The sequence below is a fragment of the Streptomyces sp. NBC_01549 genome, assembly GCF_026339955.1.
Taxonomy (GTDB): Bacteria; Actinomycetota; Actinomycetes; order Streptomycetales; family Streptomycetaceae; genus Streptomyces.
The window spans coordinates 5103051-5125689 of sequence record NZ_JAPEPW010000001.1 but is presented as its reverse complement, the minus strand read 5'-3'; the positions used below and the strand labels follow the sequence as shown (position 1 = coordinate 5125689).

The window sequence follows — 22639 nt, the reverse complement described above, 5'->3', positions numbered from 1 at the left end:
GGTGGAGCACCGGCGGACGGGAGACGCGCGTCGCTCGCCCCGGTCTGGCACCCGGTGGCACGAGGTGCCACCATGTAGGGGATCCGGGGACGCCGTCAGGGCGCCTCGAGATGACAGAAGGAGCCGTTGCGATGACGCAGCTTTCGGCTGCCCCGAAGCAGTCCGCGGAGGGTGCGCGGGCGACCACCGACAGCAGCAAGGCGCTGTACGGAGGCAAGAGCACCCGCCGCATCACGGTCCGCGACATCACCACAGCCAAGGAGCGCGGCGAGAAGTGGCCGATGCTCACCGCCTACGACGCGATGACCGCGTCCGTCTTCGACGAGGCCGGCATCCCGGTCATGCTCGTCGGTGACTCGGCGGGCAACTGCCACCTGGGGTACGAGACGACCGTCCCCGTCACCCTCGACGAGATGACCATGCTCTCCGCCGCGGTCGTACGCGGCACCAGCCGCGCCCTGATCGTCGGCGACCTGCCCTTCGGGTCGTACCAGGAGGGCCCCGTCCAGGCGCTGCGCTCCGCCACCCGGCTGGTCAAGGAGGCCGGGGTCGGCGCGGTGAAGCTGGAGGGCGGCGAGCGCTCGCACCGCCAGATCGAGCTGCTCGTGGAGTCCGGCATCCCCGTGATGGCGCACATCGGCCTGACCCCGCAGTCCGTGAACTCCATGGGCTACCGCGTCCAGGGCCGCGGCGAGGAGGCCGCCCAGCAGCTGCTGCGCGACGCCAAGGCGGTCCAGGACGCGGGCGCGTTCGCGGTCGTCCTGGAGCTGGTCCCGGCGGAGCTCGCCGCCGAGGTCACCCGCACCCTGCACATCCCGACCGTCGGCATCGGCGCGGGTCCGGAGACCGACGCGCAGGTCCTGGTGTGGACCGACATGCTCGGTCTCACCGGCGGCAGGATGCCGAAGTTCGTGAAGAAGTACGCCGATCTGCGCGAGGTCATGGGCAACGCGGCGCGCGCGTTCGCGGACGACGTCGTCGGCGGAACGTTCCCTCTCGAGGAGCACTCGGTCCACTGAGCGCCGGACGGTCACTGAACCACTGCGGCACCAAGCAGCCCGCCGATTTCCCCCGTCGGCGGGCTGCGCCCGTTTGTTTTCGCCCCCGCCGCCCCTACCCGTTCCCATCCCCTGGGGGCTCCTCCCCCAGACTCCCCGTAAAGACCCACCACTGTCGGCGATATATCGGCGAGCGTACGGCGCTGTAGGTGAGCTGTAGGTGGTTTGTCGGTGGGGGCTGGCACCTTGATGGGCATGACGCGAATCGACAAGAACCCCGACAGCGGCGCCCGCAGCGCCGTCTCCGTGCGGGGGCTGGTCAAGCACTACGGCGAGACCAAGGCACTGGACGGCGTGGACCTGGACGTTCGCGAGGGAACCGTCCTCGGGGTGCTGGGTCCCAACGGTGCCGGCAAGACCACCCTCGTCCGTATCCTGTCCACCCTCATCACCCCCGACTCCGGCCGGGCCACCGTCGCCGGCTACGACGTGCTCACCCAGCCCCGCCAGCTGCGCCGAGTGATAGGCCTGACCGGTCAGTACGCCTCGGTCGACGAGAAGCTCCCCGGCTGGGAGAACCTGTACATGATCGGGCGGCTGCTCGACCTGCCCCGCAAGGACGCCCGCCGGCGCGCCGACGAGCTCCTTGAGCGCTTCTCGCTCACCGAGGCGGCCAAGCGCCCGACATCGACGTACTCCGGCGGTATGCGCCGCCGTCTCGACCTCGCCGCCTCCATGATCGGCCACCCGTCCGTCCTCTATCTGGACGAACCGACCACCGGGCTCGACCCGCGCACCCGCAACGAGGTGTGGAAGGAGGTCAAGCGGATGGTCGCGGACGGCGCCACCGTGCTGCTCACCACCCAGTACATGGAGGAGGCCGAGCAACTGGCCTCCGAGCTCACGGTCATCGACCGCGGCAAGATCGTCGCCAGCGGCCGGATCGACGAGCTGAAGGCCCGGGTCGGCGGCCGTACGCTGCGCATCCGCCCGGTGGACCCGCTGGAGCTGCGCCCGCTGGCCACGCTCTTCGACGAGCTGGGCCTCACCGGTCTCGCCGCCTCGGTCGTGGACACCGAGACCGGCACCGTGCTGGTCCCGATCCTCAGCGACGAACAGCTCACCGCCGTGGTCGGCGCGGTCACCGCGCGCGGCATCACGATCGGCTCCATCTCCACCGAACTGCCCAGTCTGGACGAGGTGTTCCTGTCCCTCACCGGCCACAAGGCCAGTGCCCCGCAGGACGAGACCCCCGCCCGTGTCTACGAGGAGGTCTCCGCATGAGTGCCCGCCCGTCGCCCACCACCACCCTTCCAAGGGGCGGCTCCGCCGCGCACCTCCCTTCTGTCGCCGAAGCCCCCCTCGCCGCTCAGGGCGACCCCCGTATCTCGCCCCGCGCGCACGCGCGCCACATCGGCGCCCTCGTCCGCCGCAACCTGCTGTGGATCCGCCAGGACCCGGAGTCGATGTTCGACGCCGTCCTGATGCCGGTCATCTTCACCCTGCTGTTCGTGTACGTCTTCGGCGGCTCCATCGGGCAGTCGCTGGGCGGCGGACAGGACGCGTACGTCCAGTACGTGGTGCCCGGTCTGATGGCCATGACGGCCATGAACATCGCGACGGCCGTCGGCACCGGTTTCAACGAGGACTTCCAGAAGGGAGTGATGGACCGCTTCCGCACCCTGCCGATCGGCCAGGGCTCGGTGCTCTTCGCCAAGATCGTGGTGGAGCTGATGCGGATGCTCGTCGCGACGACGATCCTCATGATCGTCGGCGTGCTGGTCGGCTTCGACATCACGAACTGGCCGGGTCTGTTCGCCTCTGTGGGGCTCTCCGTCCTCTTCGGCTCGTCCCTGATGTGGATCTTCCTGGTCCTCGGGGTGACGATGAAGAACGCGCAGTCCGTGCAGGCGATGGGCTTCCTGGTGCTGATGCCCCTGCAGTTCGGCTCGTCCATCTTCTCGCCGACCGGGACCATGCCCGGCTGGCTGCAGGCCTTCACCGACTACAACCCGCTGTCCGCGCTCGCGGACACCACACGCGGCCTGATGGTGGGCGGACCGGTCACGCACAGCCTGTGGGTGACCCTCGCCTGGACGGCAGGACTCACCTTGGTCATGGCGCCGATCGCGATCCACAAGTTCCGCACCAAGAGCTGACGTTCGTCCACAGGACACGGAAACCCCCGGTCCGCGTCATACGAGGGCGGCGGCCTCTTCCAGGGAGAGCCCGCCGCCCTCGGCGTACGCGGCCTCGTACGTCGCGTCGTCCAGCACGGCCCGTACGTCGGCCTCCGCCTGCGCGCGCACCTCGTCCTCCATCGGGCCCACGAAGTGCCCGGGCGGCAGCAGATGGTCGGCGGCCCCGAGCAGCACGGCCGCGTCGCGCACACGGCGGCCGCCGTCCAGGCCGGTGAGGGCGATGGCGGCGGTGGTCAGATGCGCGGAGGACATGTGCGGGGTGAGGATCTGCGACAACGGGTCGCCCGCCCGCGCCAGCGCCTGCCGCACCTTCTCCAGGGCGGACTCATGCAGCCCCTCGAGCGCGTCCAGCCAGGCCTCGACGCCCACCACGAAGCCGTCGAAGACCACGAAGGTGACCGCTTCGAAGTTCGCGCGCAGCAACCGCATCTGTTCGCGCGCCTCGGCGACCCGGCCGCTGCGGCCCAGCCACATCGACAGGAACAGCCGGGAGGCGGGCATGGCCTCGTTGTAGGCCCCCTCGCCGCGCTCCAGGACCTCCCGGAGCAACCGCTCACCGCGTTCGGTGTCGCCGGACTCGATGAGCACGGTGCCGAGCCGGGTGTTCAGGACAGCCGTCTGGGCGTGCGCGCCGAGCCCTTCGGCGTGGGTCATGGCCTCCGTGTAGTCCGCGGCGGCGAGCGCGAACTCGCCCCGGCGCTCGTGGGCCTCGCCGCGTGCGGAGAGGGCCTCAGCGGCGCCCCAGGCGTCCCCGAGCCGGGTGAAGAGTTCCAGTGCCTCGTCGGCGTCCCGGGTCGCGTCGCCCGCCCAGGTGGCCCGGTTGGCGAGGATGTTGGCGCGCATCTGGAGGGAGACGGCGAGTTCCCACCCGTAGCCAAGTTCGCGGCAGGTCTGGACGGTCGCGTCGATGACGGCGCGCATCCGCTCCATGTCGCTGGTCAGGATCAGGGCGTAGAACCAGAGGTTGCCGGGGCTGCGGCAGGTCTGCGGCTGGCCCGGGCGGTAGGTCTCGCTGATGACGCGCAGCTTCCGCTTGGCCTGCGGGGTGCCCCAGGCCGCCATGTCCATGTCCATGCAGGAGAGATGGACGAGGTGGACACCGCGGCGGGCCTCCTCGAGGACCTCGGGGCGCATCGGCGGCGGGGCGTCGGTGCAGCTCTCCACCAACGGGGCGGCCGGCCGTACGGGCCCGTCGAAGGGGTCCGGGCCGAGGGCCATGACCTCGCGGGACCAGTGGCGGGCCATCAGCCGCAGATCGCGCATCTGCCAGTACCAGGCCAGGGAGAGGACCAGGCAGAGCGCCTCCTGCTCGTCGCGGGCGGCGACGGCGTGCTGGAGGGCGGCGCGGATGTTCTCCGACTCGGTCTCCAGCCGTTCGATGGCCGCGCGCTGGCCCCTGCCGCGCAGCTGGGGGTCGGTGGTGCGGGCCAGTTCGCGGTAGTGCGTGAGGTGGGCGCGCTCGGCGGCGGGGCGCTGCCCCGACTCGTCGAGGCGCTCGCCCGCGTACTCGCCGACGGTCTCCAGGAGCCGGTAGCGCATCTCGCCGTCCCCCGAAGGGGCGGCCACGACGAGGGACTTGTCGACGAGCGAGCCGAGCGCTTCCAGGGCGGCCGGTCCGCAGACGGCCTCGGCGGCGGCGAGGTCGCAGCCGCCCGCGAAGACGGACAGCCGCCGCAGCACGTCCCGCTCGTCCTCGTCGAGGAGGTCCCAGGACCAGTCGACGACGGCGCGCAGGGTCTGCTGGCGCGGCAGGACGGTACGGCTGCCGGAGGTCAGCAGACGGAACCGGTCGTCGAGCCGGTCGGCGATCTGACGCGGGGTGAGCATCCGCAGCCGGGCCGCGGCGAGTTCGATGGCGAGCGGCAGCCCGTCGAGGCGGCGGCAGATCTCGGCGGTGGCCGCGGGGTCGTCCTCGACCCGGAAACCCGGACGGGCGGCGGCCCCCCGGTCGGCCAGCAGCCGCAGCGCGAACGGCTCCGGCAGCGGCTCCACGGGACGCAGCAACTCCCCCGGTACGCCGAGGGGTTCACGGCTGGTGGCCAGCACCGTCAGTCCCGGGCACCGCTGCAGCAACGCCTCGACGAGACGCGCGGCGGCGTCCACGACGTGCTCGCAGTTGTCGAGGACGATCAGCATGCGGCGCTTGGCGCAGTGCTCGGCGAGCCGCTGGAGGGGGTCGTCGTGTCGGTCGGCGGCGGCCCGCATCTCCTCGGCACCGGCGCCGCGCAGCACGGTCTCGCGGGCTCCGACGGCGGTGAGCACGGCCTCGGGCACGGCCTTCGGGTCGTCGACGGGCGCGAGTTCGGCCAGCCACACCCCGTCCGGCGCGGTGTCCGCCATGGTCTCCGCGGCCTCCTGCGACAGCCGTGTCTTGCCGGCCCCACCGGGCCCGAGCAAGGTCACGAGGCGTGCCGCCGCCAGATCCCCCCGGATCGTGTCGATGTCCGCCGCCCGCCCGACGAAGGAGGTGAGCCGGGCGCGGAGGTTGCCGGGGGGCGGGGGTGCGGAGCGGCCACGCCCGGCCGGTGGCGGATGGCTCTCGGTCCGGCCCGCGGCGCCGGGTCGCGGGCCCTGGGCGTGCGCCCCGCCGCCACCGTCGGCCGGGCTGAGCAGCTCCCTGTGCAGGGCGCGCAGTTCGGGGCCCGGGTCGGAGCCGAGGCGGTCGGCCAGCAGCTCCCGTACGGACTCGTACGCGGCGAGGGCCTCGGCGGGGCGGCCCGCGTCGCGCAGGGCGCGCAGGCGCAGGACGTGCAGGGGCTCGTCCAGGGGGTGGAGGTCGCACAGGGCGGTGAGCTCGGGCAGGGACTGTTCGGCGTGGCCGAGGGTGAGGGCCGCGGTGAGCCGGGCGCGCCGTACGTCGAGGCGGCGGGTCTCCCAGCGGGCCGACTCGGCGGTGCGGTCCGGGAGGTCCGCGAGGGCCGGCCCGTGCCACAGGGCGAGGGCGCCGTCGAGGGCCTCGGCCGCCTTCGTGGGGTCGCCGTCGGCAAGCGCGCGTACGCCCTCCCCCGCGAGCCGCTCGAAACGGTGCAGATCGATGTCGTCGGCGCCCGCGGCCAGCCGGTAGCCGCCGTCCCCCGAGTCCACCGCGTCCGGCCCGAGCGCCCGGCGCAGCCGTCCCACCAGTGCCTGCAGCGCGCCGGATGCGTCGGCGGGCGGATCGCCGTCCCACACCTCGTCCACCAGAACGGCCGCGGGCACGGTCCGTCCGGGCCGCAGCGCGAGCACGGTCAAAAGGGCGCGCAGCCGCGCCCCGCCGAGCACGACGGGCGTGCCGTCGGGGCGGAGTGCCTGGGTGGTGCCGAGGATGCGGTAGCGCACGGGGTCATTCTCGCTTGCCCGGTGGTCCCGGAGGACCTCCCCTTGCGCAACACCAGGACTCAGGGGGCTAATTTTCACAACTCTCAGCACCTTAGATACAAATAGGCTAGCTTCCGATGCCATGGGAAGATCCCCGAGGGCACTCATCACCGTCCGACTGACCGTCCAGACCGGATCGACGACCAGTCCTGAACGGCAGATCGAAGAATGCAAGTCCTTCTGTGAGCTGCGCGGCTGGGAGATCGTCGGTGTTGCCAGTGATCTTTCCGTCTCCGCCACCTCAGTGCCGCCATGGAAGCGTCCAGAACTGTCCCGATGGCTCGACGACCATGCCCCCGAATTCGACGTCATCGTCTTCTGGCGGCTCGATCGGTTCGTTCGCCGGGTCGGTGACTTGCACCAGATGATCGAGTGGGCCGAGAGCCATGGCGGCAAGGGACTGGTGTCAGCCACCGAACCGTTCGATCTCACGAGTCCGACGGGAAAGGCGACAGCTACCATGATCGCCACCTTCGCCCAGATGGAAGCCCAAGCCGCCGCCGAGCGGGTCGCTTCATCACGTGCACACCTGCTCACATCCACACGGTGGGGCGGCAGTTCACCGCCGTTCGGCTACCGCACGTACGCGAGAGACGGCGCCCGCTACCTGGAGGTCAACCCCGAGACAGCAGATATCGTCCGGGAAGCCGCTCGACGCGTCATCGGCGGCGAACCGATCAACGCCATCTGCCGAGACCTCGAAGAACGGGGGGTACCTTCGCCTGCGGACACGTATCAACGCAACAAGTCAGGCAAGGACTTCATCTGGTATCCCCGCACGCTGAAGGGAATCCTCACCTCCCCCACCCTGCTGGGCTGGAAAACACGCAGCGAAAACGTTCCAGGCAAGAAGTATAAAAAGCGCGTCCTCGTTCGCGATCAGGACGGCCATCCCGTCCACGTGACCGAAAGAGTACTGAGCCAGGAGACCTTCGACCGCCTTCAAGACGCCCTTGCCGATTCCGCCTCCCCGATCAGCCGACGTTCCGCAACACCCAGGACCCCGCTCCTCAATGTGATCAAGTGCGGTGGATGCGGCAAGAACCTTCAGCTGCACACAACCAGGAAACGGCGCAAGGACGGCACATACCGGGTCACCGAAAAGATCCGCTGCCTTTCACGCGTCGGCTCCCCGGCATGCCCCGGATACGTGTTCCAACCCGACGAGGAGATCATCACGCCCGTCATGGGCATGCTGGTCCACGCCATCGGAGATGCACCCGTCACCCGCCGTGAATACGTCCAACGAGCGGAGACCAAGGGCGAGTCGACGCATCCGTCGGACATTGCCGATGAGGATCACTGGCAGTTCGTGCCACTCGGTACAACCTTCGCTGAGCGCTGGGAGAACATGGGGGTCACAGACATCGGCGAGGATCTGATCCACTCCGGCATCACGATCAGATGTCACCCACGAGAATGCGGCGGCCATGTCCTGGAGATTCCCGAAGACTTCCAGGATCGGCTTGCCAAGTTCGTGGCGTAGTCGAGGTCCCACGACGGGTGGGCACGTGCTCCCGCCGAACTTCTCCCGAGGAGACTCACAGCCTCACGAGACGTCGTCCCCACGTTCACCATCACGGTCGAGTTCTTCCCGGATCGGCCGCCACGTACCAGGAGCCCTGTCCATGACCACCACCACTCGCACGACTGATCAGCGGATCAGCCCCGTCTTCGTCGGGATCCTCGCCGTGACGGCGGTGACGGGCTGGGCCACCTGGACCGGCTTCGCCGAGCAGGCCGGTGTGGCCGTCTTCCTGTTCGTGACGGCGGCCTGGATCGTCTCCCTCTGCCTGCACGAATACGCGCACGCGCGCACCGCGCTGCACAGCGGCGACATCACCGTTGGCGCGAAGGGCTACCTGAGCCTCAATCCTCTCGTCTATACACATGCCCTGCTGAGCATCGTGCTTCCCGTACTGTTTGTGATCATGGGCGGCATTGGGCTCCCCGGCGGCGCGGTTTTCATCGAGCGCGGCCGAATCCGGGGGCGGTGGCGTCACAGCCTCATCTCCGCGGCCGGACCGCTGACGAACGTACTCTTCGCGGCGGTCTGTACAGCCCCGTTCTGGCTGCACGCCCTGGACGGCGTCCCGGACACCTTCCGCTACGCGCTGGCGTTCCTCGCGCTGCTCCAGGTCACGGCCGCGATCCTGAACTTCCTGCCGGTCCCGGGCCTGGACGGCTACGGCGTGATCGAGCCCTGGCTGTCGTACAACGTCAAGCGCCAGGTCGAGCCGTTCGCGCCGTTCGGCCTGCTCGCCGTGTTCGCGGTGCTGTGGATCCCCTCGGTGAACACGGCGTTCTTCGACGCGATCTACTCGATCCTGGGCGCCCTGGGCATCGACGACGTACAGCGTTACTGCGGTCAGAACCTGTACCGCTTCTGGGACGGCGTCAACGAGTACTGCACGGTCAGCCGCTGACCGAGGACCCGCTCCGGCCGCGCCGCGCGTAGTACCAGGTCATGTTGGACGACAGTCCGGCCAGCAGCACCCACACGATCCCCAGCCAGCTGCCCTGGACGAAGGAGACGACGGCCGCTGCGACAGAGAGGACACAGACGACCAGGGCGTAGAGGGCAAGGCGGGGCATGGGGGTCGGCTCCTGACAGACGGACGAAGTACGGGTGCTACGGCGTCCAGTGTCCCCCATGCCCGTACGGCCGCTATACGTCCGTCACCCGCAGGCCGGCGTGGGCCTTGTAGCGGCGGTTCACGGAGATCAGGTTCGCGACGAGCGCCTCGACCTGGTGGGCGCCTCGCAGCCGGCCCGCGAAGACGCCGCGCATGCCGGGGATACGGCCGGCCAGCGCCTGCACGATCTCGACGTCCGCGCGCTCCTCGCCGAGGACCATCACGTCGGTGTCGATCTCGTCGATCTCCGGGTCCTCGAGGAGGACGGCGGAGAGGTGGTGGAAGGCGGCCGCGACCCGGGAGTCCGGCAGCAGGAGGGCGGCCTGCTCGGCGGCGCTGCCCTCCTCCGGCTTCAGGGCGTAGGCGCCCTTCTTGTCGAAGCCGAGCGGGTTGACGCAGTCGACGACGAGCTTGCCGGTCAGCTCCTCGCGCAGCGACTCCAGGGTCTTGCCGTGCCCCTCCCACGGTACGGCGACGATCACGATGTCGCTGCGCCGCGCGCACTCGGCGTTGTCGGCGCCCTCGACACCGTGGCCCAGCTCCTCGGCGGCGGCCTGGGCGCGTTCCGCCGCACGCGAACCGATGATCACCTTCTGGCCGGCCCTGGCGAGCCGGTACGCCAGGCCCTTGCCCTGGGGGCCGGTGCCGCCGAGCACGCCGACGACGAGCCCGGACACGTCGGGAAGGTCCCAGGGGTCCTTCGCGGGGGCCTTCTGTGCACTGTCAGTAGAGGTCATGGGCCGACCTTACGTGGCGCGGTTCCCGCCTCGGGGCCTTCGGCGGCTCAGGTGAGGGCCGTCACGGGGATACGGCGGAAGGTGATCGTCTCGTACGGCCCGAAGTCGCCCGTCTCGTAGAGGAGCCCCACGGTCGCCCCGTCGGCACGGACGAGGTCGGAGTACGCGGCGGGCAGCCCGTCGACCGTGTGCGCGGGCCGCCAGGTGCGGCCGCCGTCCGTCGACCGCTTCAAGACGATGCCTATCGGCCCGCGTGGAAGGGGATGCTGGTGACCGCGGTTGTGGCCATGGTGGTTCCGGTTGTTTCCGTCATGCGCCGAGATCTGCCCCACTTGGGCGAATTCATGGTGAACTCCGCCTGATCAGTTGCCGATTGCGGCAGGATGCGTGCCCATGGATGCCGTACGGGTCGCGTTGCTGCGCGAAGTCCTCGCCGGAACCGAGTGGTTGGGGGCCACGCGGCGGTTCGCGGAGGGCCTGAGGGGGTCCGTGGTGTCGTACGGGGGCGGGCTGTTGCTCGTGGGCACGGCGGAGTACGAGCCGTGGCACCTGGCCGCGCACCTGGTGGACGAGGCGGCCTGGTCGGGGACGCCGGAGCTGTCGCCGACGCTGGTACGGCACGGGGCGCGGGCCTCGGACCCGGCCCATCTCGCCGTGGGCCTCGGCCGTATCGAGGCGGCGCGGCGCGGCGAGACGCTGCTCGTGGTGTCGCCCGCCGCACCCGGGGCGCCGCTCCTGGAGCGGATCCACGACGCGCGGCGGGCCGGGGCGACCGTGCTCGCGCTCGACGCCGGTGACCGTGAGCTCGGGGCGATGGCGCACGAGTCGCTGACCGTGCCGCCGGATCAGGAACTCGACCTGGACACCGTGCAGCACCTCGTCAGCGCGGCGGCCGGGGAGAACTCCCTGCCCTCGCCGCGGGGGCGGCGCCGCCTGCGCGACCGGCTCTCCCGCCTCGCGGACCAGCTGACGGCTCCGCCGGCGGCGCGGTGGTAGGCCACGGCGGGCGGTGAGCCGGCGGGACGGTTGGGAGGTGGGATGGTTGGGAGGTGGGATGGTTGGAAGGTGGGACGGCGGGGCGGTCGGGGAGTGGGGCGGTCCCGGGCGGTGGAAAAGCAGTTGCCGCCGAGGAAGGCCGCCGCTCAGCATGAGCCGTCGTGACCGACGACGCCTCCGTATCCCCCGCCGCGCTGCCCGCGCACACTGAACCCGGTGCCGCTGCCGGTGCCGGTGCGCGACTGCGGTCGCTGCTGCCCGATCTCGCACCCTGGCGGGCGTCGGCCGACTTCCGGCGGCTGTGGCTGGCCGGGCTGATCACCAACTTCGGCAGCTTCCTGACCTTCGTCGCGCTGCCGGTGCAGATGAAGGTGCTGACCGGCTCCGCGGTGGCCGTGGGGGCGATCGGGGCCGTGGAACTCGTACCGCTGATCGTGTTCGGGCTGTACGGCGGGGCCCTCGCCGACGCCCTCGACAAACGGAAACTGATCCTCTACACGGAGGCCGGGCAGGGGCTGCTGTGCGGCGGACTGCTGGTCAACGCGCTGATGCCGCGACCGGCGGTGTGGCCGCTGTACGTCGTCGCCGCGCTCTCCTCCGCGCTCGGGTCGGTGCAGCGGCCCGCGCTGGACTCGCTCGTCCCCCGGATCGTGGCGCACGAGCACCTGCCCGCCGCGGCGTCCCTCAACTCCCTGCGCTGGTCGGTCGGCGGGGTCGCGGGGCCGGCCCTCGCGGGCGTCGTGGTCGCGTACGCCGGGCTCGGCTGGGCGTACGCCGTGGACCTGGTGACCTTCGTGGTGTCGGTCGTACTGGGCGTCGGACTCGCCGCGTCACCGGCCGCGCACGAGGCCTCGAAGCCCTCGCTCGCCTCCATCGCGGAGGGCGCGCGGTACGCGTGGAACCGCAAGGAACTCCTCGGCACGTACGTGATCGACCTGGCCGCGATGTTCTTCGCGATGCCGCTCGCGGTGCTGCCCTTCCTCGCCGACGAGCTCCACACGGCGTGGTCGCTCGGGTTGATGTACGCCGCGCTGCCCGCCGGGGCGATGCTGGTGACGCTGACCAGCGGGTGGACCTCGCGCGTGCACCGGCACGGGCGGATGGTGGCGTTCGCGGCGGCGTGCTGGGGGCTGGCCATGGCGGGGGCGGGAGCCGTGCACAACGTGTGGCTGGTGCTGCTCTTCCTCGTCCTCGGCGGCTGTTTCGACATGGTGAGCGGGATCTTCCGGGGCGCCATGTGGGACCAGACCATCCCGGACGAGCTACGGGGACGACTCGCCGGGATCGAACTGCTCTCGTACTCCGTCGGACCCCAGCTGGGGCAGGTACGGGCGGGCGGGATGGCGGCCTGGACGGGGGTACGGGCGTCGATCTGGGCCGGGGGTGTGATCTGCGTGGGAGCGGTGGGGGTGCTGGCGCTGTGCTTGCCGCAGCTGATGAGGTACGACGTGCGGACGAATGAGCACGCCGTCCGGATGCGCTCCGCCCGGGGCCAGGCCACGCTCTCCCACCCGCACCACCCGTGACGGTCACTTGGGTGGTGCGGGTCTCCCGCGGGGACCATGCCACCGTCGGCGCCCGCGGGCCGTCGCGCCCACGCGAGCAGGCGCCCCGCTGCCTCGATGCCCCGCGCCCCGGCACCCCGGCACCCCGGCACCGCAAAGCCCTGCCGCTCGCCCCCGCGTCCCGTTGGCTCAGTCGTCGGTCTCCTGGGCCGGGCCCGTCGCGTCGTGCCACTTGGGGTCCGTCTCCCACTCGAGGTTGCGCTCCTGGGCGGTCTCCATCGCGTGTTCGGCCTCCTCACGGGTGGTGTAGGGGCCGAAGCGGTCCTTCGCGGGGCACTCGGGGCCCTCTTCCACCTTCTGGTGGACGAGGCAGTAGTACCACTCGCCCGGCTTCCCTACGGTCCGCTTCTTGAAGAGGGCCATGACCTGCTCCTTTCGCCAAGGACATAGTGCCCCCATGCCCGCTGGTTAGACTCGCTGGCATGTCTGGCCAGTCGCTGCTCGTACCAGGAGAGCTCTCTCCCACCCGTCCCGTTCCGGGAAACATCAGGCGCCCCGAGTACGTGGGAAAGCCCGCCCCCACGCCGTACACCGGTCCGGAGGTACAGACCCCAGAGACCATCGAGGCGATGCGGATCGCCGGGCGGATCGCCGCGCGGGCGATGGCCGAGGCGGCGAAGCTCATCGCGCCGGGCGTGACGACGGACGAGCTGGACCGGGTCGCGCACGCGTACATGTGCGACCACGGCGCCTATCCGTCCACCCTCGGTTACCGCGGTTTCCCCAAGTCCCTGTGCACCTCCGTCAACGAGGTCATCTGCCACGGCATCCCCGACTCCACGGTGTTGCGGGACGGCGACATCATCAACCTCGACGTGACGGCGTATATCGGTGGCGTCCACGGCGACAACAACGCGACGTACCTGGTCGGGGACGTGGACGACGAGTCGAGGCTCCTCGTCGAGCGGACCCGTGAGTCCCTCGAGCGCGCGATCAAGGCCGTCAAGCCGGGACGCCAGATCAACGTCATCGGCCGTGTGATCGAGTCGTACGCCAAGCGGTTCGGGTACGGGGTCGTGCGGGACTTCACGGGGCACGGGATCAACTCCTCGTTCCACTCAGGACTGATCATCCCGCACTACGACAGCCCGCACGCGACGACCGTCATCCAGCCCGGAATGACCTTCACGATCGAGCCGATGCTCACGCTCGGTACGCACGACTACGACATGTGGGACGACGGGTGGACCGTCGTGACGAAGGACCGCAAGCGGACGGCGCAGTTCGAGCACACGCTGGTCGTCACGGAGAGCGGCGCCGACATCCTGACCCTGCCGTAGCCGCGCTCCCGCCGCGCACGCCCGCCCTCTTTCGCAGGGCGGGCTTTCTCATGCCGAGCGACGTGGCTCGACCTGGGCTCGACGTGGGATTGGCCGACATCCGAGTACGATTTTACCGACAGGGTGTCGGGGACTGGTTGACTTGGGTGAGCCATAGAAAATCTGACCTGGCTCTCGTCCTCGCGGCACCGGAGGTCTCCATGACGGCGTTCTCAACGCTCGTCCGTACCGCGACGCACGAGCAGCACACGGAGACGAAGGCCTCGACCTTCATGAGCGACCTGCTCGGCGGACGGCTCGGCGTCGACGCGTACGCGGGCCCTGGGCCAGCGCGTTCACACCTGCTGAAGGAGACTCACCCAACTGCCACGGCCCCGGCGTAGTTCTCCCTTGAGTTGTTCTGCCCCGGTTTGATGTGGCTGGTTGCAGGACGAGCGCGACTTCTGATGATCTTTCAGGTCTCTACGCCAAAAGATCGTCACAGGAGTCGCGCTCGTGCCCGCATCTTCGCCGATCCCCCCTGCCGTTGGCCAACTCGCGGACCTCGCCCGGGGGGAGGCCGAGCTCGCCACCGACCCGACGACAGTGGAGTCCGAACTGGTCAGCAGGTTGCGGCAGGTCCCGGACCTGCGCGCGAAACGTGGCCGACGCCACGCCCTGGTGGTGATCCTGACACTGACCGCGTGCGCGACGCTGGTGGTCGGCGGCGACTCGATCGCCGCGATCTGGCAGTGGGCGGCCCGTGCCCCGCAGACGAACCTGGCCAGTATCGGCGCTCGGTACAACCCGCTGACCGGCCGTTACCTCGTACCCAGCGAGCGCACCTTCCGGCGCGTGCTCACCCATCTGGACACCGACGCCCTGGACACGGCAACCTGCGGACACGTCGCGGACCTCGCCCGCGGCACCGTGCCGGCGCCGGAGATCCCCGCCACCCCGGGACCAGCGGAACGCGAACAGCGCCGCACCGCCCAGCGCGCAGCCGAGCACCCGGCGCCAGAGGGGCTGCTGCCCGCCGCGGCCCTGGACGGCAAGGCCCTGACCGGCGCCCGCACCGAGAGCGGGCGGGTCTTCCTGGTCGGCGCGATCGACCACGCCAACGGCGCGGTCCTGGGCCAGAGCCAGGTCCCCGACAAGCGCGGCGAGGGCGAGGCAGCCCGGGCCCTGCTCACCCGACTCGGCCTGGACGGAAGGGTGTTCACCCTGGACGCGCTGCACACCACGAAGAAGACCGCCCGCCTGATCACCGGCCCCCTCGGCAGCCACTACGTCCTGATCCTCAAGGGCAACCAGCCCCTCGCGCACGCCGCCGCCCAGATACTGCTGACCGGCACGGACACCGACTTCACCGAGACCACCGCGACCGAGACCGACCGCGGGCACGGCCGCACCGAACGCCGCACCCTGCGCACCGCACCCGCCGGCCACACCCTGTTCCCCGGCGCATCCCAGGTCTTCCGCCTCCGCCGCGACACCGGCAACCTCGACGGCGAATGGACCAGCAAAGAGATCGTCTTCGGCGTCACCAGCCTGCCGCCCGACGTCGCCGGCCCCGCCCACCTCAACCATTACGAGAGGTCCCACTGGACCGTGGAGAACAAGATCCACTGGGTGCGAGACGTCACCTTCCGGGAAGACAACTCCCAGGTCAGGACCGGTACAGCACCCCGAGCCCTGGCCAGCTTCCGCAACCTGGCGATCAGCACCATCCGCCTCGCCGGACGCGCCAACATCGCCCACGCCCGCCGCGACCTCCTCCGCCACAAGGACGCCTTCGCCGTCTACGGCATCTGATCAACCGGCACGGAACCGGACATCACACAACTACGCCGGGGCCGTGACCCAACTGCCGGATGACACCTGACGGCCCGCCCCTGAACAGCACAGGACATCAGGGGCGAACCGCCGGACCGCTCAACAGCCGAATCCCGCTGACGAATCCAGGCCGGAAAGCGGACGGCTTCCCAGATACACCTCAGAACTAGTGGGATCACGTCCCGTGGAAGCCCACCATGAGGTCCTGCTGGCCGATGGTCAGGCTAGTTCGAAATCATGCGTGATGCCCGTTACGCCAGCAGTTCCGTTTCCGGAACAAACGCCACTCGATGTGGCGCCGTACTTGTCCTTGGGGATGGGGGTGACCCATTTACCGTAGACCGTGAACTTGCGCCCTGCGCCGTTAATGCACTCAACGACCGCTCGGTACTTGTGAGAAGTCGGACTGTTAGTGTACCCGCATTTCACATTCCCTGTAGCATTGCCGTTCGAATTCCATTCCTTACACCTAGGAGCGTGTCTGAGTAACGGGCAACTGGCCGGGAGGTCGTGATGGGCGGGATCGGTCGTGGTCGCTCGGTCAGCGCCTGTGGGGCCGATGAGCGGGTCGGTCGGAGGGGGATTTCGGCCCGCTGAGGCCGGTGTGGCCGGATGGTCAGCCGGCCAGGACGGCGAGTCCTGCGGTTCCGGCGTGTCGGAAGATCTTGCGGAGGTTGTGGCAGGCGGCCAGCAGTCGCCACTCGCCGCGGGCTCCGTCCTCGCCGCGGAGGAGGAGTTGGCGGCCGTTCTGGCAGGTCATGATCTGGCCGAAGACGGGTTCGACGATCGCTTTGCGGCGGCTGTAGGCGGCCTTGCCGGGCTTCGTCCGCAGTGTGCGGGCCATGCGCTCCTTGAGGGTGGCGCTGGCGGGGATGCGTCCGCGGGGTGCGGGCGGGACCTGTTCGTCGTGGCCGAGTCGGCCGGTGGCCATGAACGTATCGGTGCCGCAGGCGAGTTGGCGCTCTTTGGAGGCCTGCAGGTTGGTCTCGGAGCAGTAGCCGGCATCGACGAGGGCCTGCCCCGGGTGGACGCCGGTGTTCTGCGCGGACTGGTCGAGCATCGGGGTGTAGTTCAGCGCGTCCGAGGCGTTGGTGGTGATGTCGGCGGCCGTGATGACCTGGTGCTCTTCATCGACGACGGCCTGGGCGTTGTAGGCCTGGATGTAGGCGCCGTCGCTGTTCTTCATGATCCGCGAGTCGGGGTCGGTGAAGTTGGCCTGGGCCTTGGGCTTGGGCCGGGCCTTGGCTGCTGCCTGCTCGCCCGCGTCGGTGACGGCCCGCTCGTCGCTGGTCCCGGCGCGTTCCTGACGGCGGCGTTCCTTGTCTTCGGCGTGAGCGCGGGCCTTGTCGGCGGCCTCGGTCTCGATCTGCGCGCGGGCGGCCTGCAGCCTGGCCAGGCGCTTCTCGCGCCGGTCCAGCTCGGCGGGCAGGTCGGCCTCTTTGCCGTCCACGCCGAACCGGGCATCTTCGGCGGTATCGACTGCTTCGGCGTCGTCCAGCAGGGACCGGGCCGTGGCCTCCAGGGCGGCGATCTCGGCTTCGATCTGCTCTTCCTTGCCGATCAGGCGGCCGTAGCTCATCGCCTTGTGCTTGGATGCGCTGGCCTCCAGCTTGGTGCCGTCCAGCGCGACGCGGCCCATCTTGACCATGTCCAGCTTCCGCGCCAGGTGCAGCGACTGCAGGAACAGGCCGGCGAGCGCGTCCAGGTGGCGGCGGCGGAACCGGGCGATCGAGCGGAAGTCCGGAGCCTGGTCGGCGGCCAGGAACCGGAACGCGACGTCATCGACACACTTACGCGTGATCGCCCGCGAGGAGCGCACCCCGGTGGTGTAGCCGTAGATCAGCAGCCGCACCATCAGCCGCGGATCGTAGGGCGGGTAGCCGCGCTTTTCGGTGTAGTCCGCCAGGATCGGCGACAGGTCGAGCACCTCGTCGACCAGGTCGGCAACGAACCGGGCCAGGTGATCCTCGGGCAGCCAGTCGTCCAGCGACGGCGGCAGCAGCAGGACCTGGTGCGGGTCGAACGCCCGGAACGTCTTGTCCACCGCCGCCGGACGACCCTGCGGCTGCTCCTTCTCACCCGGCTCGATCTCGAACAGACCATCCCGATCACGCATACCGAGATCATCCCGCATGAATGATCACGAACCGCAAGCGGGGTGTCCGTTACTGAGACACGCTCCTAGGGACTCGTCCACCGACGGGTACAGCGTGACCTCACCGTCCGACCAGAGCACGAGCAGGTCGGAACCGTTGTCACCGGTGAAGTCGCCGGCTACGACCTGCTTGGCGTGGTCGGCCCACAGCTTGTTCGCCTTCTGGACCCTGATCTCCTTGTCGAAGTAGTTCAGGCCCTTGTCCGCGCCGCGGTAGATCGTCAGCTCACCGTCCGACCACAGGACGAACATGTCCATGCGGTCATCGGAGACCGCCCCGTTCAGGGCGAAATAGCCGGAGGCGATGTCCTTGGCGTGCTTCCACGTCGACGCGGCCGGCAGTACGACGGGGGCCGGCATCTTCCCCGCCACGGCGGCGTCGTAGATCCGCTTGAGGTCGCTGTCGAAGTACGAGGAGTAGGACGTGTCGTCGCTGTGCCCGCCGGTCTGCCAGCCACCCGTCACGCCGATGACCTGCGGGTGGTCGCCGCCGATGATGAAGGGGCCGCCCGAGGTCCCGCGCACGTAGCCGTCGCAGTCGATCTGGGAGAAGGTGCCGCCCTTCCAGTCGTCCGCACTGGCGGTGGTGAACTTCTTCATCGGCGAGGTGCAGTCGAGCGGATCCTGATGGGGCTCGTACTTGTCGTCGTCCGGCAGCCACGGATAGCCGATGACCCTGGTCTTGGGATGGTCGAAGCCCGTGCCGTAGCCGATCGGGATCGCTCCCACCACGTCCTGGACCTTTTTGCCATCCGAGCGGGGCTCGGTCTTCAGCAGGGCGAAGTCCAGGTCCGTGTAGTCATGGTCACCGCCCTTGCGCAGGTAGCGCGGGTCGGCGTAGATCTGCCCGACCTTGATCGGGAAGAGACCGTACGGCTTGGGGTCGGCCCGGTGGTGCTTGGGCACGAACACGAGCTTCTTCTGCTGGTCGGTGCTGTCGAAGCAGTGCGCAGCGGTGAGTACCAGATCCTCGTCCGGGGAAGGGACGACGGTTCCGGCGCAGAACCGGTACTTCAGGTCGCTGTCCTGCCAGAAGAACGTGCCGACCTCCTTGATGCCCTCGAACGGGTGCGAGGGCGAGGTCCGGGCGACGGCCTTGCCGCGGTTGGAACCGGCCGTTTGCCCCGGCAGCGGCTGGTCCTCGTCGACGGGGACGGCCTGTGCCATGCGCTCCGGGGTCCAGAACTTCTCCAGCTCCGTCGCCGGTGCCGTGCCCTCGGGAGTGCCGCTCGCGCTTGGCGATGCGCTGGGCGTGTCCGGCGGGGCGGACGGAGAGGCCGGCGGCGTGGTCGTCGCCGTGCTCGTGGAGGGCGACGCGGACGGCGTGCCCGGAGCGGTCGGCGTGACCTCCTCCGAAGGGGAGGCGGACCGTGACGGGCCGAGCGGTGAACTGCTCGTAGGCGCTGTCACAGGAGTGGGTGCGGAATCGGCCCACGCGGACGTCGAGATGAAGGTGGCCGCTATCGCGGTGGCGGCGGCCAGGCTGTGTCTCAGCCTCAAGTTTCCCCCTTGCTCAGGTGTGCACGGGCCGTGGTCAGCGGTCCGGTCTGTTGCGATCTCGGACCCTATCCACGCTCATCCTCGAACGTAAAGGCGATTCCATGAAGCAACCAAGGGACCGTGAAACGGCTCTAACAGACGGACCGTCAAGGGCATTGAGAGGAAAAACGGGGCATGCGCACACCCGCACAAGCACGGCCGGTCGGGCTCACTGTCGCGGCGGCTTTGCTCGGCCTGATCACCGTGTCCTGCGGCAGCGGCGGCGGCACCACGCCAAAGTCACCCGCGTCCCGAACTACCGCCGAACACGGCTACGAAGCGGCGTACGACGCCGGATGGCGTGAAGGCAAACGGCTCTTCAAGGACGGTGGCAAGGGCGCTGCGGTCCGCGAGGTGGTGTGGGGAGGCTGCGTCCGGCGGTCACTTACGGCTCAGCCGCACAACGTCGTGGAGAAGGACCGCGGGGCCTGGGTGCTGGGCTGCAAGCAGGCCGTGGGATCGGGAACGGACCGTCATCCGCCGACCATGTGGGTGACACGCCGCGAGTCCGATCCGGACCTCCTGGCCCGGTTCCGGTCCTGGGCCCTTGCGAACGGAGTGAAGCAGCCCGCACGGCATGTCAGTCAGGTGGTCATCGTCCACCTCGGGGACCGGGACTACGACGTCGAACTCGCCACCGCCTACACCGACACGAGTGCGAAAGTCGAAGTGAAGCAGCTGGCCGACGCATTCGCGACCTGGTGGGACGGCGACGACGGCGACAACGCCAGAGCGTGGAACCTCATCGTCTCCGCCCGGGACGGCAAGCACCTCATCACCCGCAACCTCTGACAGCGAAGGAAAACCGATCGCATGACCTGAGCTTGACTCTGTCGGGGACCTTGGTGTTTCCAGGTGCGGCAGCATGATCAGCGGGCATGCTCGGGGCTGTTTCGAAGGCCGATGCAGTTGTCGAGGTGTCACGTTGTCCGTCCGCCCCCGTTCCGGTGAGCAGGTCCTGTCTCTGACTGCGCAGGTCGCGCGGGCGAGCAATCCCGGGCGGTACGACGGCGATGTGGGTGAGAGACCGACTGGACGGGCCGTGGTGCGACAAGGACTTCGCCGACTGGTACCCGCGCGACGGGCGCCCCGGCCTCTCGCCCGCCAAGTTGGCCCGGTCTGTCCCGAACCACCCACTGCGGTCGCGACGCCTGACGTGTCTGCGTCGCGCAGGTGAGGCGAGCGGGGCCGCAACCCGCCGAAGACGCCTCAGCGCTCCAGGAACACCCGTCCCCCGACCTCCACCCATCCCCCCGGCTGCGGTGCCGTGAGGATCTGGGAGCCCTTGCCCTGGATGATGTTGAGCGCGCGGCCCAGCTGGGCCGTGAGCAACAGCGCCGCCGCCCCCGTCGCCTCGTCCTCCTCGATGCCGTCGTCGCGGCCGGGGAAGGCCCGGGCCCGTACCCGGCCCCCGGCTTCGTCCTCCCAGGCCCAGGCGTAGATCCACTCGCCCGGCGATGGGACGGGCAAGGCGTCGACCTCGGTGGCCGAGGCGTACCGTCGAAGCGTGCGCAGCGGTACCCACTCCGGCCTTGCCTCGATCCAGCTGAACTCGCCGTCCAGGCGGGTGCCCACCACCCCGGCGAGCGTGACGAGTTCGGGCACATCGAGAAGCCAGGCCGTACCGACGCACGGGTACCCGGCGAACGGAAGCCGAACGCTGGGCGTGTAAATGTCGATGACACCGCGCTCGGGGTCGTCGACGAACACGGTCTCGCTGAACCCGAGCTTCGCGGCGAACGCCTGCCGCTCCTCCGGATCCGGCATCACCGAACCCTCGCGCACCACACCGAGCTCGTTGCCATGTTCACCACCGGGCCCGCAGAAGACGCGCAGTACGTCGAAATCATTCACCCGCGCATTCAAACATCACCCGCGCCACGAGGTCGTCCCGTGCCCACTCGGTTACGCCGTGCGCCGCCTGCGTACCGCGCCCACCAGGCCCGCGCCCGCCGACCCCCGGACGGGTGCCGTCCTGGTGACTCCCAAACGGGGCGTCGTAACCGCCGAATGAGACATTTGACCCATCGTCGACCATCCCGTGACGTTCAGTTTGAGCCACCGCGATCAAGCCGTGCCTGTGCGTCAACCGTGAGAGCTGAATCACTGTAGGGGTGGGTAGGACTGAGGTAAGCCTCAGGTAAGTTAGGCCAGCCTCACCATGCCAGCGGGGACCTTCCGCCTGGTGTGTCCGTCGTTCTCTTGGAGCCTGAATGCGAGCCGTCCGACTCTCAGTTGTCACCGCCGCCGCGACCGCGGCCGCTCTGGCCGCCGTCACGGGCTGCACCGAGAAGAGCGACGCCGGGGCCGGCGACGCGATTCAGGTGACCGCCGCCGACTCCAAGTGCGACACCTCCACGAAGTCCGTCCCGGCCGGCCAGGTCACCCTGAAGATCGAGAACAAGGGCTCGAAGGCCACCGAGGTCGAGATCCTCTTCCCGGACGACCGGATCGTCTCCGAGAAGGAGAACATCGGCCCGGGCACCAAGTACACGCTGACCGCCGAGGTCAAGGCGGGTTCGTACGAGATAGCCTGCCGCCCCGGCATGAAGGGCCTCGGCATCCGCCAGAAGCTCACCGTGACCGGCGGCAAGGTCGCCAAGCGCGATCCGCGCCTCGACAAGGCCGTCGCCGCCTACCGCGAGTACGCGCAGGAGCAGGCCGACGCGACCATCCCGAAGGTGGAGACGTTCGCCGACGCCATCAAGGCCGGCGACATCGAGGCCGCCAAGCAGGCCTACGCCCCCTCCCGCTTCGGCTGGGAGAGCACCGAGCCGATCGCCGAGTCGTTCGGGGACATCGACCCCAAGACCGACACCCGCGTCAACGACCTGGAGAAGGGCCAGAAGTGGACAGGCTGGCACGCGCTGGAGAAGGCCCTCTGGCAGGACAAGAAGATCGGCGCCGAGCAGAAGACCCTCGCCGATGAGCTGGTCACCGACCTGAAGGACTGGCAGAAGCGAGTCGGCAAGGCCGAGATCACCCCGACCTCCATGGCCAACGGCGCCAAGGAGCTGCTCGACGAGGTCGCCACCGGCAAGGTCACCGGCGAGGAGGACCGCTACTCGCACACCGACCTCAGCGACTTCAAGGGCAACGTCGAGGGCGCGCAGAAGTCGTACGAGTTGCTCAAGCCGGTCGCACAGCAGAACGACAAGGCGCTGACCACCGAGCTCGACAAGCAGTTCGCGGCGCTGAACACGCTGCTCGACAAGTACCGCACGGACAAGAGCTCGGACGGCTTCGTGTCGTACGACAAGGTCACCAAGGACCAGCGCAAGGAGCTCTCGGACGCGGTCAACGCGCTCGCCGAGCCCCTGTCCAAGCTCGCCGCGGCTGTTGTGAAGTAGGCGGGACACA

18 protein-coding genes and 2 pseudogenes are annotated in these 22639 nt (G+C 69.5%); 12 read left to right on the top strand and 8 right to left on the bottom strand.

The annotated features are described in order from the left end of the window. The first annotated feature begins 131 nt into the window (after window positions 1-131). The 3 genes from panB (at window position 132) to OG819_RS22795 (ending at window position 3157) form a co-directional block, all read left to right on the top strand. On the top strand, window positions 132-1019 hold the full coding sequence (panB, locus tag OG819_RS22805; RefSeq protein ID WP_266624274.1) for a 3-methyl-2-oxobutanoate hydroxymethyltransferase: 888 nt from the start codon (window positions 132-134) through the stop codon (window positions 1017-1019). 234 nt (window positions 1020-1253) lie between these two features. After that, the gene (locus tag OG819_RS22800) at window positions 1254-2282 is read left to right on the top strand and encodes an ATP-binding cassette domain-containing protein (protein ID WP_266624276.1); all 1029 of its coding nucleotides are present in this window, start codon (window positions 1254-1256) and stop codon (window positions 2280-2282) included. Next, on the top strand, window positions 2279-3157 hold the full coding sequence (locus OG819_RS22795) for an ABC transporter permease (protein WP_266624278.1): 879 nt from the start codon (window positions 2279-2281) through the stop codon (window positions 3155-3157). The genes OG819_RS22800 and OG819_RS22795 overlap by 4 nt, the downstream gene beginning before the upstream one ends. A 36-nt stretch (window positions 3158-3193) precedes the next feature. On the opposite strand, the gene OG819_RS22790 is transcribed toward OG819_RS22795, so the two are convergent. After that, window positions 3194-6517, bottom strand: coding sequence for a BTAD domain-containing putative transcriptional regulator (locus tag OG819_RS22790; RefSeq protein ID WP_266651038.1), 3324 nt, complete (start codon window positions 6515-6517; stop codon window positions 3194-3196). Between the two features lie 121 nt (window positions 6518-6638). On the opposite strand from OG819_RS22790, the gene OG819_RS22785 reads away from it, so the two are divergent. Both OG819_RS22785 and OG819_RS22780 read left to right on the top strand, forming a co-directional pair. Then, window positions 6639-8042, top strand: a complete 1404-nt coding sequence (locus OG819_RS22785) for a recombinase family protein (RefSeq protein ID WP_266651037.1) — start codon at window positions 6639-6641, stop codon at window positions 8040-8042. A 142-nt stretch (window positions 8043-8184) separates the two neighbouring features. Then, entirely contained in the window at window positions 8185-8982 is a 798-nt protein-coding gene (locus OG819_RS22780) for a site-2 protease family protein (protein ID WP_266624284.1), read from the top strand. On the opposite strand, the gene OG819_RS22775 is transcribed toward OG819_RS22780, so the two are convergent. The 3 genes and pseudogenes from OG819_RS22775 to OG819_RS22765 form a co-directional block, all read right to left on the bottom strand. After that, window positions 8972-9211 (bottom strand): hypothetical protein, encoded by a 240-nt coding sequence (locus OG819_RS22775; RefSeq protein ID WP_266414498.1) that lies wholly within the window; start codon window positions 9209-9211, stop codon window positions 8972-8974. The genes OG819_RS22780 and OG819_RS22775 overlap by 11 nt on opposite strands. Before the next feature lie 13 nt (window positions 9212-9224). Beyond that, complete coding sequence (npdG, locus tag OG819_RS22770; protein WP_266624288.1) at window positions 9225-9929, bottom strand: NADPH-dependent F420 reductase; 705 nt, start codon at window positions 9927-9929, stop codon at window positions 9225-9227. Between the two features lie 47 nt (window positions 9930-9976). Next, window positions 9977-10168: pseudogene (locus tag OG819_RS22765) on the bottom strand (exo-alpha-sialidase); the annotation flags it as partial. Between the two features lie 154 nt (window positions 10169-10322). On the opposite strand from OG819_RS22765, the gene OG819_RS22760 reads away from it, so the two are divergent. Further along, the gene (locus OG819_RS22760) at window positions 10323-10925 is read left to right on the top strand and encodes a hypothetical protein (RefSeq protein ID WP_266414494.1); all 603 of its coding nucleotides are present in this window, start codon (window positions 10323-10325) and stop codon (window positions 10923-10925) included. A gap of 194 nt (window positions 10926-11119) precedes the next feature. Continuing rightward, window positions 11120-12451, top strand: a complete 1332-nt coding sequence (locus tag OG819_RS22755; RefSeq protein ID WP_266652812.1) for an MFS transporter — start codon at window positions 11120-11122, stop codon at window positions 12449-12451. Window positions 12452-12619: 168 nt separating this feature from the next. Here the strand turns inward: OG819_RS22755 and OG819_RS22750 are convergent, their stop codons facing one another. Further along, window positions 12620-12853, bottom strand: coding sequence for a hypothetical protein (locus OG819_RS22750; RefSeq protein WP_266414492.1), 234 nt, complete (start codon window positions 12851-12853; stop codon window positions 12620-12622). 59 nt (window positions 12854-12912) lie between these two features. On the opposite strand from OG819_RS22750, the gene map reads away from it, so the two are divergent. The 3 genes and pseudogenes from map to OG819_RS22735 all read left to right on the top strand — a co-directional run bounded on the left by map (window position 12913) and on the right by OG819_RS22735 (window position 15564). After that, window positions 12913-13770: a type I methionyl aminopeptidase gene (gene map / locus OG819_RS22745; RefSeq protein ID WP_266624291.1), complete on the top strand. Its 858-nt coding sequence runs from the start codon at window positions 12913-12915 to the stop codon at window positions 13768-13770. 200 nt (window positions 13771-13970) lie between these two features. Next, window positions 13971-14087 (top strand): annotated as a pseudogene (locus OG819_RS22740) (biliverdin-producing heme oxygenase); the annotation flags it as partial. 178 nt (window positions 14088-14265) lie between these two features. Further along, window positions 14266-15564: an ISAs1 family transposase gene (locus tag OG819_RS22735; RefSeq protein ID WP_266648190.1), complete on the top strand. Its 1299-nt coding sequence runs from the start codon at window positions 14266-14268 to the stop codon at window positions 15562-15564. A 637-nt stretch (window positions 15565-16201) separates the two neighbouring features. Here the strand turns inward: OG819_RS22735 and OG819_RS22730 are convergent. Together OG819_RS22730 and OG819_RS22725 are read right to left on the bottom strand one after the other, a co-directional pair. Continuing rightward, on the bottom strand, window positions 16202-17683 hold the full coding sequence (locus OG819_RS22730) for an IS1182 family transposase (RefSeq protein ID WP_266652810.1): 1482 nt from the start codon (window positions 17681-17683) through the stop codon (window positions 16202-16204). 42 nt (window positions 17684-17725) lie between these two features. Continuing rightward, window positions 17726-19240: a trypsin-like serine protease gene (locus OG819_RS22725; protein WP_266651036.1), complete on the bottom strand. Its 1515-nt coding sequence runs from the start codon at window positions 19238-19240 to the stop codon at window positions 17726-17728. Window positions 19241-19414: 174 nt separating this feature from the next. Here OG819_RS22725 and OG819_RS22720 point away from each other — a divergent pair, with 174 nt between their 5' ends. Continuing rightward, on the top strand, window positions 19415-20071 hold the full coding sequence (locus OG819_RS22720) for a hypothetical protein (RefSeq protein ID WP_266624295.1): 657 nt from the start codon (window positions 19415-19417) through the stop codon (window positions 20069-20071). Between the two features lie 417 nt (window positions 20072-20488). On the opposite strand, the gene OG819_RS22715 is transcribed toward OG819_RS22720, so the two are convergent. After that, complete coding sequence (locus OG819_RS22715) at window positions 20489-21133, bottom strand: PhzF family phenazine biosynthesis protein (protein WP_266651035.1); 645 nt, start codon at window positions 21131-21133, stop codon at window positions 20489-20491. Window positions 21134-21492: 359 nt separating this feature from the next. Between OG819_RS22715 and efeO the strand changes: the two genes are divergently transcribed. Beyond that, window positions 21493-22629 (top strand): iron uptake system protein EfeO, encoded by a 1137-nt coding sequence (efeO, locus tag OG819_RS22710; protein ID WP_266651034.1) that lies wholly within the window; start codon window positions 21493-21495, stop codon window positions 22627-22629. The last annotated feature ends 10 nt before the right edge of the window (window positions 22630-22639 follow it).